At 68.5% G+C, this 14,966-nt stretch carries 9 protein-coding genes and 1 pseudogene; 6 read left to right on the top strand and 4 right to left on the bottom strand.

The window, feature by feature from the left end; translation table 11 throughout:
- Positions 1-40: 40 nt before the first annotated feature.
- Positions 41-1,024, top strand: a complete 984-nt coding sequence (locus tag OID54_RS14270; RefSeq protein WP_443055583.1) for an EamA family transporter — start codon at positions 41-43, stop codon at positions 1,022-1,024.
- Here the strand turns inward: OID54_RS14270 and OID54_RS14265 are convergent.
- Both OID54_RS14265 and OID54_RS14260 read right to left on the bottom strand, forming a co-directional pair.
- Positions 927-1,688, bottom strand: a pseudogene (locus OID54_RS14265) (sugar phosphate isomerase/epimerase family protein); the annotation flags it as partial. The gene OID54_RS14270 and the pseudogene OID54_RS14265 overlap by 98 nt on opposite strands.
- A 229-nt stretch (positions 1,689-1,917) precedes the next feature.
- Positions 1,918-2,994, bottom strand: a complete 1,077-nt coding sequence (locus OID54_RS14260; RefSeq protein ID WP_329019218.1) for a LacI family DNA-binding transcriptional regulator — start codon at positions 2,992-2,994, stop codon at positions 1,918-1,920.
- A 289-nt stretch (positions 2,995-3,283) separates the two neighbouring features.
- Here OID54_RS14260 and OID54_RS14255 point away from each other — a divergent pair, with 289 nt between their 5' ends.
- From OID54_RS14255 to OID54_RS14235, 5 genes are all read left to right on the top strand, one after another.
- Positions 3,284-4,444, top strand: coding sequence for a Gfo/Idh/MocA family protein (locus OID54_RS14255; RefSeq protein ID WP_329019217.1), 1,161 nt, complete (start codon positions 3,284-3,286; stop codon positions 4,442-4,444).
- Positions 4,441-5,604: a dihydrodipicolinate synthase family protein gene (locus OID54_RS14250; RefSeq protein ID WP_329019215.1), complete on the top strand. Its 1,164-nt coding sequence runs from the start codon at positions 4,441-4,443 to the stop codon at positions 5,602-5,604. The genes OID54_RS14255 and OID54_RS14250 overlap by 4 nt, the downstream gene beginning before the upstream one ends.
- A 44-nt stretch (positions 5,605-5,648) precedes the next feature.
- Positions 5,649-6,446, top strand: coding sequence for a sugar phosphate isomerase/epimerase family protein (locus OID54_RS14245; RefSeq protein WP_329019212.1), 798 nt, complete (start codon positions 5,649-5,651; stop codon positions 6,444-6,446).
- A gap of 427 nt (positions 6,447-6,873) precedes the next feature.
- Positions 6,874-9,081: an SF1B family DNA helicase RecD2 gene (recD2, locus tag OID54_RS14240; protein ID WP_443055774.1), complete on the top strand. Its 2,208-nt coding sequence runs from the start codon at positions 6,874-6,876 to the stop codon at positions 9,079-9,081.
- Positions 9,082-9,321: 240 nt separating this feature from the next.
- Entirely contained in the window at positions 9,322-10,611 is a 1,290-nt protein-coding gene (locus OID54_RS14235) for a citrate synthase (RefSeq protein ID WP_329019206.1), read from the top strand.
- A 3,051-nt stretch (positions 10,612-13,662) separates the two neighbouring features.
- Here the strand turns inward: OID54_RS14235 and OID54_RS14230 are convergent.
- On the bottom strand, positions 13,663-13,980 hold the full coding sequence (locus OID54_RS14230) for a heavy-metal-associated domain-containing protein (protein WP_329019203.1): 318 nt from the start codon (positions 13,978-13,980) through the stop codon (positions 13,663-13,665).
- A gap of 172 nt (positions 13,981-14,152) precedes the next feature.
- Positions 14,153-14,872 (bottom strand): TetR family transcriptional regulator, encoded by a 720-nt coding sequence (locus OID54_RS14225; RefSeq protein WP_443055582.1) that lies wholly within the window; start codon positions 14,870-14,872, stop codon positions 14,153-14,155.
- Positions 14,873-14,966 lie beyond the last annotated feature (94 nt).

Below are 14,966 nucleotides of genomic sequence, written 5' to 3'. Positions count from 1 at the left end.
GTGCTGGTGCTACATGGTTCGAGTCCCTGATGCTCGCTTCATGCGCCCAGCACACATCTGCCTGGCCGTCGCGATCACCGCGACCTGGGGAGTCAACTTCGTCGTCATCGACATCGGCCTCGACCGCTTTCCGCCCCTGCTCTTCTCCGCCCTGCGGTTCGCGGTCGCCGCCGTGCCCGCCGTCTTCCTCGTCGGCCGCCCCACCGTCGCCTGGCGGTGGATCATCGGCGTGGGCCTCGCGCTGGGCGTGGGGAAGTTCGGTCTGCTGTTCCTCGGCATGGACCAGGGGATGCCCGCGGGTCTGTCCTCGCTGGTGCTCCAGGCCCAAGCGGTCTTCACCGCGGTCTTCGCCGCCACCCTCTTGGCGGAGCACCTCGGGCGGGGGCGGATCATCGGCATGGCCATAGCGTTCGGCGGGATCGCCGTCGCCGCCGTCGATGAGGGAGCCTCGGGATCTGTCGCGGCCTTCGCGCTGGTCATTGCCGCCGCTGCGTGCTGGGGCGTGTCCAATGTGCTCACCCGTAAGGCGTCCCCACCGCATGCCCTCAACTTCATGGTCTGGGTCAGCGTTGTCCCCGTACTGCCCCTGTTCGCCCTCTCGCTCCTCTTCGAGGGGCCACAGGCGCAGACGGAGGCCCTGCGCTCTCTGGACTGGACCGGCGCGGGAGCGGTGCTATTCATCGCCTGGGTGTCGACGGTGCTCGGATTCGGAGCCTGGAACTGGCTGCTCCGCCATCACCCCGCCTCGGCGGTGGCCCCGTTCTCCCTGCTGGTTCCCGTCTTCGGCATGTCGTCCGCGGCGCTGTTGCTCGATGAGTCCATCAGCCCGTTGGGCTGGTGCGCCGCCGTACTCCTGGTGACCGGAGTGGCGCTCACTTCGCTGTCGGGAAGGTCGGTTGGACGGGCAGGGAGGACAACAGGCCCTCCAGATGCTCCCGTCCCGCGACGAGCAGCCCCGGAAGGTCCGCTGCCTGAGGGTTCCAGCGCTTCTCGTACTCCCAGCTCAACCACGTCCGGGGGGTGAGCGTCGCCAGGCACTCGGCGAGCGGGACCACACCCTCACCCAGGGCGATCGGGGTGAGGTCTTCACGCGAGGCGACATCCTTGACCTGTACGTATCCAAGGAACGGGGCGAGCGCGCCATGGGTGGTGATCGGGTCCTCGCCGGCCAGCCACGGGTGCAGCACATCCCAGAGGGCGCCCGCGTGCAGATGCCCGACGGGCCCGAGGACCCGGGACAGGTCCTCTCCCGTGGGATGCGAGTCATGGGTTTCCAGGAGCAGCTTCACCCCGGCGCCTGCCGCGGTCTCCGCAGCAGCACCGAGCAGCCTGGCTGCCGTTGCATCCGCAATGGAGGAGTCCTGGTCGCCGCCACCGGGGAAGACCCGGGCGTAGGGAGCTCCGAGGTCCCGGGCCAGCCACAACAGCTCGCCGATCTCCCGCAGTGCCACCGCTTCATCGGCTTCGGCTGCCAGATTGGTGTAGCCGCAGACTGCGAGGATCTGCACTCCGGCCCGCTCGAACTCCTTCACCACGGCAGCCCGCTCGGGCATCTCGATCCCCGGGTGCACCGGCTCGTCGGGAGCCACCCTCAGCTCCACGCCCTGATAGCCGGTGTCGGCGGCGAGGACCGCCACGTCTGCCGTGGGCATGCCCGGCACACCGAGCGTGGAGAACGCGAACTTCACGGACTGTTCCTTTCGTCGGGGCCCGAACCTGCCCTGTGGACTGCCTGCCGGGCCGACGGAACGCCCCGCCGATCCGGTGGGACGGCGGCCGGGACCCTTCAGCGTGGACGGCCCGGTGGTGTGCGACGTCCCGTAGTGCGGGTACCCCGCATCCCGCCCGACATCCGCCGCGACCTGCGAGGGTCCCCCGGATGAGTCCGGGGACGGCGGATGCCCGGCGGCCGGACGTTCACTCCCGCGGCCGTGCCGTGGATCCGCGCACCATCAGTTCCGCTTCGACCGTCGCTATCCCGCCCGGGGGAGGAGCTTCTTTCCCCATCGCCAGCCGCCCCGCCCGCGCGCCCGCCTCGAACAACGGAAGTCGTACGGTCGTGAGTGCCGGCACGGCGTCCACCGCGAAGGGCAGGTCGTCGAAGCCCGCCACGGAGACGTCCTCGGGGATACGGAGCCCCTGATCGCGCAGGGCCGCGCAGACCCCGAGCGCCACGGTGTCGTTGGCGGCCACGACGGCCGTCAACTCCGGGTCCCTCCGCAGGAGCTCACGGGCCGCGTCGAAGCCCGAGCTGCGGCCGTAGGTGCTGTGCACGGTGAGTCGTTGCTGATCGCCCGCCACACCCGCAGCCGCCATCGCCTCCCGGTGTCCCTCCAGCCGGTCCCTGGTGGTCGTACGGCCCGGCGGTCCGGCCACATAGCCGATCCTGCGGTGCCCGAGCGCCAGGAGGTGGTCGGTCAGTCGGCGGGCTCCGCCCCGGTTGTCGAAGGCGAGTACGGCTGGGTCGGGATGGTCCCCCGCCCCCGGGTCGCCACTGATCGGGGGACGGCCGCAGAGCACCACCCGCGTCCCCGCCCGACTGAGCTTGCCCAGCTTGGCCGCCATCGCAGCCGTGTGCTGGGGATCCTCCAGCGCGCCACCGGTCAGCACCACCGCCGCGGCGCGCTGCCGCTGCAACAGGGTGAGATAGGTGAGCTCCCGCTCGGCGGCGCCACCCGTGTTGCACACGACGGCCAGCTTCTCGCCGCCCCCGCGCCCGACGCTCCCCAACCCGCCGATCTCGCTCTGCACGGCCCCGGCCATGATCCCGAAGAAGGGGTCGGCGATGTCGTTCACCAGGATGCCCACAAGATCGGACGAGGCTGCGGCCAGGGAACTGGCCGGGCCGTTGAGCACGTAGTCCAGATCGTCCACCGCGCGCAGCACTCGCTCCCGGGTCGAGGCCGCGACCGGGTAGTTGCCGTTGAGGACGCGGGAGACGGTGGCCGGGGAGACCCGGGCCCGCGCCGCGACATCCGCCAGGGTGACTGTCATCGCTTTCCTCCGCGGGAGATCCGCCCCGGGCGCTTGTCCGGGCCGCTGTCGGCAGGCTAGCGTCATATCCGATAGAAAGCGCTTGCTATGACAGGTTGCGGTGAACACGCTCCAGAAGGGTTTCAGCGCCACCTCGCCGTCGCCCCGGACCCGCAGACACACCGGCGATCCGTCAGGCGGTTCCGTCAGGCGCAGCGCAGGGATATAGGGGAGAAGTCGAACGAGCGCACCGCCGCCCGCCACGGCACCCGGCCATGGGCGGCACCGACTAGCCGCCGGAGGCTGGCACGTGACACGCAGGACCGTACGGATCGCCATGAACGGCGTCACCGGCCGGATGGGATACCGCCAGCACCTGGTGCGCTCCCTCCTCGCCATCCGCGAACAGGGCGGACTCGACATCGGCGGCGGTGAGACCCTCTGGCCCGAACCGGTCCTGGTGGGGCGCCGCGAGGACGCACTCCGTGCCATCGCCCAGCGCCACGGCCTCACCGAATGGAGCACCGACCTCGACGCCGTGCTCGATGCCACCGGAGAGCGACGCGTGGACGTCTACTTCGACGCCCAGGTGACCTCCGCCCGCCCCGCGGCGCTCAAGCGGGCCATCGCCACCGGCAAGCACCTCTACGTGGAGAAGCCGACCGCCGGGGACCTCGCCGGAGCCATCGAACTCGCCCGGCTCGCGGACACCGCGGGCGTACGGCACGGCGTCGTCCAGGACAAACTCTTCCTCCCGGGGCTGCGCAAGCTCAAACGGCTCGTCGACGGCGGATTCTTCGGCGAGATCCTGTCCATCCGCGGCGAATTCGGCTACTGGGTCTTCGAAGGCGACTGGCAGCAGGCCCAACGGCCGTCCTGGAACTACCGCGCCGAAGACGGCGGCGGGATCACCCTCGACATGTTCCCCCACTGGGACTACCTGCTGCACGAACTCTTCGGCCGGGTGACCAGCGTCTTCGCCCACACGGCCACCCATGTCCCACAACGCTGGGACGAGCGCGGCGAGCCCTACCGGGCGAGCGCCGACGACGCGGCGTACGGCATCTTCCAACTCGAAGGGGGCGCGGTCGCCCAGATCAACTCCTCCTGGGCGGTACGGGTGATGCGGGACGAACTAGTGGAGTTCCAGGTGGACGGAGTCCACGGCTCGGCCGTCGCGGGGCTGCGCCGCTGGCGGGCCCAGCACCGCTCGGCCACCCCCAGACCTGTCTGGAACCCCGATCTGCCCGCCACCGAGTCCTTCCGCGACCAGTGGCAGGAGATCCCCGACAACGAGGAGTACGACAACGGGTTCAAAACCCAGTGGGAGCTGTTCCTCCGCCATGTGGCGCTCGGCGAGCCCTACCACTGGGACCTGCTGGCCGGCGCCCGAGGCGTACAACTCGCGGAACTGGCCGGCAGGTCGGCCGCCGAAGGGCGCCGGTTGAACGTTCCGGAGGTGACGCTGTGAGCCTGCTCCTGCCCGACGCCGACGGCGGGCTGCGCACCTACCGCCCCCGCCTCCACCCCATCGAGTTCCCGTTCCCCGACCGGCCCGGGCCCCGCTCCCGTACGGTCTTCGCCGCTGCCCACACCGTCGCCGATCCCCGTGCGGCCAACGGCCCCGGCTCGCCCGCCGTCGTCGACTGGGACGCGACGCTCGCCTTCCGCCGCCATCTGTGGTCGTACGGACTGGGTGTGGCGGAGGCCATGGACACGGCACAGCGCGGGGCGGGCCTCGATTGGCCGACGGCTGCGGAGCTGATCAGACGCTCCGCGGCCGAGGCCGCAGCGGTCGGCGGACAGATCGTCTGCGGGGTCGGAACCGACCAACTCCCTCCGGGGCCGGCGACCCTGGACGCCGTGTACGCCGCCTACGTCGAACAACTCGCCACCGTCGAGGAGTGCGGGGCCCGCGCCGTTCTCCTGGCGTCCCGGGCGCTCGCGGCGGCGGCCCGTGGCCCTGAGGACTACGCCGCCCTCTACGGCGAACTGCTGCGCCAGGCCCGTGAGCCGGTGGTCCTGCACTGGCTCGGTCCGATGTTCGACCCGGCGCTGCGCGGCTACTGGGGGAGCGATGACCCCGAGGCAGCCGCCGCAGCCCTGGTGGAGATCGTCGCCGCACGGCCCACCGCGGTCGACGGGGTCAAGGTCTCGCTGCTCGATCCTGCCCTGGAGGTCGCTCTCCGCCGTCGACTACCGACCGGCGTACGGTGCTACACCGGGGACGACTTCCACTATCCGGAACTGATTGCGGGGGACGAAAAGGGCTTCAGCGATGCCCTGCTCGGCGTACTCGACCCCTTGGCGCCGCTGGCCGCCGATGCCCTACGACGGCTGGACGCGGGCGATCCGGCCGGATTCCGCACGGCCCTCGAACCCGCGCTGCCGCTCTCCCGGCACCTTTTCGAACCGCCGACCCACCACTACAAGACGGGTGTGGTGCTGCTGGCCTGGCTCGCCGGTCACCAGAGCCACTTCACCATGGTCGGAGGCATGCAGTCCGCCCGCTCGCTGCCCCATCTGGCCAGGACGTATGAACTCGCCGACGCACTCGGTCTCTTCCCCGACCCGCAGTCCGCCGAGGCCCGGATGCGCGCACTTCTCGATGTGTACGGGGTCAAAGGGTGAGCGCCCGGAGCGAGCGGGGGCTCGACCGGTTCAGCATCAACCAGATGACCGTGAGACAGCTCTCCCTGCCCGAGTTGGCCGCCGTATGCGGAGAGTTGGGAGTACGGGGTGTCGGCCTCTGGCGGGAGCCGGTCCGCTCGTACGGGGTCCGGGCCGCGGCCGAGTTGATGAAGTCCGCCGGACTGACCGTCACCAGCCTCTGCCGGGGAGGCTTCTTCACCGCGTCCGACCGTCGGGGGCGCGACCGGGCCCTCGACGACAACAGGGCCGCGGTCGACGAGGCGGCGGCCCTCGGTACGGAGACCCTGGTGCTGGTCAGCGGCGGACTACCGGAGGGCAGCCGCGACCTCGCCGGAGCCCGCGAACAGGTCGCCGATGCGCTGGGTGTGCTCGCCCCCTACGCGGCGGAACGGGGCGTGAGGCTGGCCATCGAACCCTTGCACCCGATGTACGCGGCGGACCGCTGCGTCATCTCCACCCTGCACCAGGCGCTGGACCTCGCCGGCCGTTTCCCACCGTCCTGGGTGGGAGTGGTGGTGGACACGTACCACGTGTGGTGGGACGAGTCGGCACCACGGGCGGTCGCCGACGCCGGGGAGCAGGGGCGCATCCACTCCTTCCAACTGGCCGACTGGATCACACCCCTCCCCGCAGGCGTCCTCACGGGGCGCGGCCAACTCGGCGAAGGCTCCATCGAGCTGCGGCGCTGGCGGGAGCGGGTCGAGGAGGCCGGGTACCGCGGGCCGGTGGAGGTGGAGCTGTTCAACGAGGCGCTCTGGGCGCGGGACGGTGCCGAAGTGGTCGCCGAGACGCTCCACCGCTTCCAGGAGTACGTGTGGTGATGCGTCCGCCCAGGAGGCGGTTTACCCGACGGCCGGGAAAAATGTTCTCCGACCGTGCAACCCTTCGGCGCCGATGAGTGTCGTACGTGGTGTCAGGGCTTCCGGGGGGGAATCTGGGGGGATTCTGGAAGTCTTGACGGAGGGGAAAGGGAGGGGCCCGGCCCATGGTCGGGTCCTCCTCGATTTCCGTCCCTCTCCTCCTCCCTTCTGGCCTTCCTTCTGGCCTTTCTTCTCGGGTCTGCTCTCTCGCCAGGTCGTTCCTCCGTTGGTTCGGGCTTCCGCGCCGGACACCGCAGCTCACCTCCGTATCGGACTGCCTGCTCGACCGAGCGGTCCCGTACGGCAGGGTCGGAATGTTCGGGGTTATCCACAGGCGGGGCGGCTTGTCGGACCGAGACGGTAGCGTCGAGCCATGTCCCAAACGACAGTGCCTCAGCTGGCGGTCGTCGAAGGTGTCCTGGAGCGCGTCACCTACGCCAATGAGGAGAACGGCTACACCGTGGCGCGCGTCGACACCGGTCGCGGCGCGAGTGACCTCCTTACCGTCGTCGGCTCGCTGCTCGGCGCCCAACCCGGTGAATCACTGCGCATGGAGGGCCGCTGGGGCTCGCATCCGCAGTACGGCAAGCAATTCACCGTCGAGAACTACACGACGATCCTGCCTGCCACCATCCAGGGCATCCGCCGCTATCTCGGCTCCGGGCTGATCAAGGGCATCGGCCCCAAGATCGCCGAGCGGATCGTGGATCACTTCGGAGTCGACACCCTTGATGTCATCGAGCAGGAGCCGAAGCGACTCATCGAGGTTCCGGGACTGGGCCCCAAGCGGACCAAGTTGATCGGTGTGGCCTGGGAGGAGCAGAAGGCGATCAAGGAGGTGATGGTCTTCCTCCAGGGAGTCGGCGTCTCCACCTCCATCGCCGTCCGCATCTACAAGAAGTACGAGGACGCCTCCATCTCCGTGGTGAAGAACCAGCCCTACCGGCTGGCGGCCGATGTGTGGGGCATCGGCTTCCTCACCGCCGACAAGATCGCACAGGCGGTGGGCATACCCCACGACAGCCCGGAGCGGGTCAAGGCCGGCCTTCAGTACGCCCTGTCCCAATCCACCGACCAGGGGCACTGCTTCCTGCCCGAGGACCGACTGATCTCCGACGCGGTCAAACTGCTCCAGGTGGACATCGGGCTGGTGATCGAATGCCTCGCGGAGTTGGCGGCCGATGAGGAGGGAGTGGTCAGGGAACAGGTGCCCGCGCCGGATGGAGGAGACCCGCTGACTGCGGTCTTTCTGGTGCCGTTCCACCGGGCGGAGATCTCGCTCTCGGCCCAACTCCAACGGCTGCTGGGCGCGGCGGACGACAGACTGCCCGCCTTCCAGGACGTCGATTGGGAGAAGGCGCTCGGCTGGCTGGCGGAGCGCACCGGTGTGGAGCTTGCCCCCGAGCAGCAGGCCGCCGTTCAGCTCGCGCTCACCAGCAGGGTTGCGGTTCTCACCGGTGGTCCCGGCTGCGGTAAGTCGTTCACCGTACGGTCGGTGGTGGAGCTCGCCCGTGCCAAGAAGGCGAAGGTGGTGCTGGCCGCGCCCACGGGCCGGGCGGCCAAGCGGCTCTCCGAGCTCACCGGTGCCGAGGCGTCCACCGTGCATCGACTGCTGGAGTTGAAGCCGGGCGGCGATGCCGCGTATGACCGGGACCGCCCCCTGGATGCGGATCTGGTGGTGGTGGACGAGGCTTCGATGCTCGATCTGCTCCTGGCCAACAAGCTGGTCAAAGCGGTCGCTCCCGGTGCGCATCTGCTGCTGGTGGGGGATGTGGACCAGTTGCCGAGCGTGGGTGCGGGAGAGGTCCTGCGCGATCTCCTCGCCGACGGCGGGCCTATTCCCAGTGTGCGCCTCACTCGGATCTTCCGGCAGGCCCAGCAGTCGGGTGTGGTCACCAATGCCCATCGCATCAATTCGGGTCTGCCGCCCCTCACTTCCGGCTTGACGGACTTCTTTCTTTTCGTCGAGGAGGAGACCGAGGACGCCGGAAGGCTCACTGTCGATGTTGCCGCGCGAAGAATTCCAGCCAAATTCGGTCTGGATCCTCGGCGAGATGTTCAGGTTCTTGCCCCTATGCACCGCGGTCCTGCGGGTGCCGGCACGCTCAACGGCCTTCTACAGCAGGCGATTACGCCCGCCCGCCCTGATGTGGCCGAGAAGCGCTTCGGCGGGAGAATTTTTCGGGTCGGCGACAAGGTCACGCAGATTCGCAACAATTATGAGAAGGGAAAGAACGGCGTCTTTAATGGAACGGTGGGCGTCGTCACCTCCCTTCACCTGGACGATCAGCGACTCACGGTCCTGACAGATGAGGACGAGGAGGTTCCGTATGAGTTCGACGAGCTCGATGAGCTGGCTCATGCGTATGCGGTCACCATTCATCGTTCGCAGGGCAGCGAATATCCGGCCGTGGTGATCCCGGTCACCACCGGGGCGTGGATGATGCTCCAGCGCAACCTCCTCTACACGGCTGTCACCCGGGCCAAGAAGCTCGTTGTCCTCGTCGGCTCCCGCAAAGCGCTCGGACAGGCGGTGCGGACAGTTTCCGCAGGCAGACGGTTCACGGCGCTGGACCACCGGCTGGGTCGTGGTTGAGCCGTGGTTGAGCCGGGCACACTCGCCCGCTCGGGGGAAGCGCTTTGGTACCGGGGTGGGAAATGCCACCTCGACTTCCGGTTTCCGGTCTGACGGGGCAGGATGGGCAGGCTTGGCGGCACTCAGTGCCGTCAAAGGGTCAATCGGTCGACCCCGAGTGCACTCTGCTGAGCCAAGTGGGGGATGGTAGAGACAGTCAGGGCACCTCGAAGAAGAGGCACTACGTCGGTGAGGGATGACGTGAGCGACAACTCTGTAGTACTGCGGTACGGCGACGGCGAGTACACCTACCCGGTGGCTGAGAGCACCGTCGGTGACAAGGGCTTCGACATCGGGAAGCTCCGAGCCCAAACCGGTCTGGTGACCCTGGACAGCGGCTATGGCAACACGGCCGCCTATAAATCCTCGATCACCTACCTCGACGGCGAAGAGGGAATCCTCCGCTATCGCGGATACCCCATCGAGCAGCTGGCGGAGCGCTCCAGCTTCCTCGAAGTGGCGTACCTGCTGATCAACGGTGAGCTTCCCACCGTCGACGAGCTGGCCGAGTTCCGTGGCGAGATCACCCAGCACACTCTGCTGCACGAAGACGTCAAGCGGTTCTTCGACGGCTTCCCGCGTGACGCCCACCCCATGGCCATGCTCTCCTCGGTGGTCAGCGCGCTGTCGACGTTCTACCAGGACAGCCACAATCCGTTCGACGAGAAGCAGCGCCACCTCTCCACGATCCGGCTGCTCGCCAAGCTGCCCACGATCGCGGCGTACGCGTACAAGAAGTCGATCGGCCACCCCTTCGTCTACCCGCGCAACGACCTCGGGTACGTCGAGAACTTCCTGCGGATGACCTTCTCGGTCCCCGCGCAGGAGTACGACCTCGACCCCGTCGTGGTCGCGGCCCTCGACAAGCTGCTGATCCTGCACGCGGACCACGAGCAGAACTGTTCGACGTCCACGGTCCGCCTGGTCGGCTCCTCCCAGGCGAACATGTTCGCCTCGATCTCCGCCGGCATCTCGGCGCTCTGGGGCCCGCTGCACGGCGGCGCCAACCAGTCAGTGCTAGAGATGTTGGAGGGCATCAAGACGTCCGGCGGCAACGTCGACTCCTTCATCAACAAGGTGAAGAACAAGGAGGACGGCGTCCGTCTGATGGGCTTCGGCCACCGGGTCTACAAGAACTTCGACCCGCGTGCCCAGATCATCAAGGCAGCCGCCCACGATGTCCTCTCCGCGCTCGGCAAGTCCGACGAGCTGCTCGACATCGCGCTCAAGCTCGAAGAGCACGCGCTCTCCGACAGCTACTTCGTGGAGCGCAAGCTCTACCCGAACGTCGACTTCTACACCGGTCTGATCTACCGGGCCATGGGCTTCCCAACCGAGATGTTCACCGTGCTGTTCGCGATCGGGCGGCTGCCCGGATGGATCGCGCAGTGGCACGAGATGATCAAGGAGCCGGGTTCGAGGATCGGCCGTCCGCGGCAGATCTACACGGGTGTCGTCGAGCGCGACTTCGTGCCCGTCGAGGCCCGCTGAGCCCGATCCGACCTAGGGCCGCCGACGCCCTGGATTGGCGTCGAGCTCACCCGAGTCCTTCGGGGCTCGACCACCGGGGTCGCCGCCGGCTGAGGCTCTGCGGTCCCCAGTTCCGTACGGCTGCCCTGTGGACGGGCGTCCCGGCAGCCGTACGGTCCAGCATCCCGCTGCCGGAGTGCCCCACGGGCACTCCGGCAGCGGTGTTTTCGGCGTACTTCGACATCTGGGGCAGCTACCGCGGGTAGAGCGATCTGTTCGGCGGGCTCGGCGGATTGTGCACAGCACGTTCCCCCGCGCAGGCGAGGCGAAGTGGGCGTTAGGCACTGCGTGCCACCGTGTGCTGCGGCCGGCCGTCTGGTGAGCCGAGGTCGAACCGGCCCCTGGCCCGCACTGTCTTCCTCGTGCGGACGCCTCCTGTGCCCCCTCGCAGCCCTTGACGCCCTCGTGCCCCTTGCCTCCTCGATGGGCCCCCTCGGTGGCTTCTGGCGGCGGTGTTACCGCCCTTGGGCGAGCACCTCGTGTGGACCGCACGGACTGCGCCTGATTGGTCGGGCAGGCAGACGCTTCCCGACGCATTCCCCAGGGCGGTGCCACGCTTTTGTTTGTCCGGGACGGCGGACGGCCTTGTTTGTCCGGGACGGCGGACGGCGCCGGGAACACCCGTAAGGGCCGTTGCACCCGCCCGCTGGGGCCATGTCCACCACCCGGGGGGTGGTGGCGCGCCGGGAACGAGGGCTGTGCCGCCTCGGCCGTCCCGGAGGGCCTTGCGAGTTGGGACCCGGTAACGATCACTGTGTGTTGTCGCATCACGATGTCCCGGCGGCTGATTCTGGCTGGTCCGGCAGCCCGTGCGCCCTGCTCCGGCGAACGTCCAACCCCCTTCGTACGGACCGCGATGGCCAGGCTCGGGAGCCTTGGGGCACCGGTGTCGAAGTGCTGGATTCAGCCCGTGCGTACCGAAGGTGTCGGCGTGTGTCGGTGGGTCGCGGCGCGTGCCGGAGTGTGTGGGTGGGCCTGCCCGGCAGCTCGGTCGATCGAGTGGAGGCGCGCCGACGTGCCGCAAGTGGTGGGTGGCGCTGGCGCTGCGACGGGCCGGCCACCAAGGGGCATCAGGCCGTGCTCGACGCGCTTGCGACCGCAAGACTGAGCCCGGATGGGCCCTTCCAGGCCCTGAGCGGCCCTGTGGGGCTCTTGTGGCCCCCAGTTGGGCTCCTGGGCGTTCCATGCCCGGGCGACCCCGTAGAAGACGAAAGCGCCCCGCTGCCGATCCCCCCACGGGTCGACGAGCGGGGCGCTTCCCATATCCCCGGAGCGGATTCCCCCCACGGGATCCGGCCGGGTGTCTCTGCTGCTTGGGGGACCTCCGAGACGGATTCCCCCCACGGGATCCGATCGGGTGTCCCTGCCGCAGCAGAAGCTCCACACGCGGTCTGCCGGGGTACGTACGCACGGGAGGGCCGCTCAAAGCTCCCCGGGCACGTGCCCCGGCCAACGCTTGCCTGGAATGTCCCCCAAGACATCCCACGAACGTCCCCCAAGACGTTCCTGGCATCGCCCATTTAGACTCATGCGGAGCCTCAATGGTTACCCCTCAATATCTGTGATCTAGGTCTCTTTGTGAAGGTCTTGTGCCTCACATGAGCTCAGTTGAACGACCGTAGACGCAGGCTGTTCGTGACCACAAAAACGGATGAAGCGGCCATGGCAAACCCAACGATCATGGGTGTGAACTGGCCGGATGCCGCAAGAGGTAGTGCGGCTACGTTATCGCCAAAGGCCCGAAAAAGATTCCCTTTGGTGGTCCTGAGTGTCCGATGCGCGAGACGGATCGCGTCCGCGGCCACCCGTAGATCTCCCCGGATGAGAGTGAGATCACTCGCCCCGGCTGCGGCACCGGCGCCCGTTTTCGGCCTCGGACGCGGATCTGCGGTGGCGAGCGCACTCGTCTCGCGGGTGTTGCCCTCGACTATCGCCCCGCCACATCCTCGCCCGGAGTCGTCCTGCGACCTCCGCTCTTGTCCTCGGCGGCACCGGAGCACGCGCCTCGTCGATGTCGGGCTCGGCCGCCTCGGCGCTCGGTCGTGGCGAGGGCAGTGGCCGGTCGGTACTGGGCGGTACTGGTCGGCACTGGTCGGGGGTGGGTCGGTCGGAACGGGACGGTTCCCCTGCGCGACCCCACCGCGGTCGTGTCACGGGCTCTGGCTTCGCCGGGCGGCGACTCAGGGCACCCGGCGAGTTGTCATCACAGCTCGCCTAGACGGCCGTACGGCCCTTGAGGGGGGAAGAATCATCCCCCGTCCCGTTCGGGGTGGCCGCAGGCGTCAGGGGTCTCTCAGGCAGCCGTATGCCGGCGTCTGTGGGCAGTGGTGCCCACGCGGTCGGCAGCCACCGGCTGGCTCTGCGGAGCGGGACGCTTCGGTGGGTGCCTTTCGCGGCGCTCGCCGGCCCGGGACGGCCCTTTGGCGGCCGGTGCGACGAGTGCTGCCGATGTGCGGTCGGATCGCCCGAAACGCGGATTCCGTCGTACGGCAGGCTCCTCGATGGGCGAATGGCAAGTGCGGCACTGCGTGCCTGGCTGAAGTCGTCCGTGGGGCGGGTCTTCGGTATGCGTCCGATAGGGACGAATGCCACCCTGCTGTCGGTCTCTTCATGGGAACGCCGGCGAAGATCATCCGCGAGGTCTGAGGGGGTGGTCGCGACGCATTTCCGCCATGGCGACGGGGCCCAGGAGCACTGCCCAGAGTGACCGTCGGAAGACCGCGAGCCCTGTGCGGGAGACAGGCCGTCCGCGCTGGATACGTCATCGGGTCAGCGCGGAAATGAGCCCGGGACGGTGGTGACCGTCGAGCCGTACCCAACCAGTGCGAACTGATCGGATACGGCTCGACGCCTGGGCTGTCCTCGTCCGCGTGGCGCTTGGACGGGATGGCGTCCGGCCGGGCCTCGGGACGGTTTGCGGCAGGGGTGGATTCCTCACGCCGCCCATCGCGGTCCGGGCTTGGGGGTCGCCCGTGGCATAGCCGCGGGTCGGACCGGGCCCGCGCTCCTGGCTCAGGCCCTGCCAACCAGTTCGTACCCCGCCTCGTCCACGGCATCGCGGACGGCCGACTCGTCGAGGGCGGCCTCGGAGACGACGGTCACCAGACCGGTCGCGGCGACGGCCTGGACGGAGGTGACGCCGGCGATGGCGGAGATCTCCGTGGAGATCGCGCCTTCGCAGTGGCCGCAGGTCATTCCGGCGACCTGGTAGACCGTGGTCACGGCGCCCTCCGTTGTGGTGTCGGCCGAGTCGGTGCCGCAAGCACTGCCACCGCAGCAGCTGGAGGCGGGGGCGTTCTCGATGATCTCGATCTCGGTCTTCGCGGTCATGTCGTTCTCCTCGCGGGCAGTGGGGATGCGCCTGTCGCGGCGCACCAGAGGCGTATCAGGGGCTCCCGAGACGGCAGGGACCCCGTGATGCTCAATATACTATACCCCTAGGGGGTATGAAACGCGGGTAGGAAACTCCCGCTTGTGGGACTCCGTGGCGCGCGGCCGTTCGTCAGGACGTCCCCTCGGTGGCGCCGCGGGTCAGTGCGCAGTCCTCGCCCTCGGGGAACAGTGGGTCCAGATAGCGGTACAGGACCGTCTTGATCTCCAGGGTGTACGCCTGTCGCTCGTCGCCCTCATGGGTGAGGACGAGATCGAGGCCCGCCTTGAAGATGGTGAGCGCGGTGTTGGCGATGCGGGACAGCTCTGCCGGCGAGAGGTCGGGCAGATAGACGGCGAACACCTCTTCGATCCGGGCCAGCAGGCTCAGATGGATGGCGTTGAACTCCTGGGCAATCTGGCCGGGCGCGTCATGGCCGTGGATCAGGACCGCGAAAGCCGGATTGTCGTAGTTGAAGGCGAAGAGCGGATCGAGGACTTCGTCCAGGAGTGTGTCGAGGGGGAGTGGCTGGCCCGCTGCGACGAGTGCCGTGCCGTGCGACTCGCGCCAGCGCTCCAGGAGGCGACCGCCCAGTTCGATGGCGATCGCTTCCTTGTTGGGGAAGAACTGGTAGAGCGTGCCGGGGGAGACGCCAGCCTCACGCGCGATGGCGTTGGTCGTGGCTGCGGTGTATCCGGACGTCGTGAAGACGGTCGCCGCGGCATCGAGGAGTTGGGCGATCCGCCGCTCCCCGCGCGCCTGGCGTCGGCGCGGCTTGGCGGTCGTGGACGCGGACTCCTGGGCGGGCGCGATTTCTGGAGTTACTGCCTCCGGCTTTGTCGTGTCCGGCACTGATATCCCCAGCTTCCTGGCGCGGTTGACAAACGCGAGTGGTCGCTCGCATTCTTTGTCAATGCGAGCGATTGCTCGTGTTTGCCAAGTCTAT

It is taken from the genome of Streptomyces sp. NBC_00690, assembly GCF_036226685.1.
In the GTDB taxonomy this organism is placed as follows: Bacteria; Actinomycetota; Actinomycetes; order Streptomycetales; family Streptomycetaceae; genus Streptomyces.
Note: the sequence above shows the minus strand (reverse complement) of the source record. Positions and strands in the feature narration are given on the sequence as shown.

Bases quoted from the DNA above. Each gene is read 5' to 3' on its own strand.
- OID54_RS14270 (WP_443055583.1), top strand. From the start codon at position 41: ATGCGCCCAGCACACATCTGCCTGGCCGTCGCGATCACCGCGACCTGG.
- OID54_RS14230 (WP_329019203.1), bottom strand. From the start codon at position 13,980: ATGACCGCGAAGACCGAGATCGAGATCATCGAGAACGCCCCCGCCTCC.
- OID54_RS14260 (WP_329019218.1), bottom strand. From the start codon at position 2,994: ATGACAGTCACCCTGGCGGATGTCGCGGCGCGGGCCCGGGTCTCCCCG.
- OID54_RS14245 (WP_329019212.1), top strand. From the start codon at position 5,649: ATGACCGTGAGACAGCTCTCCCTGCCCGAGTTGGCCGCCGTATGCGGA.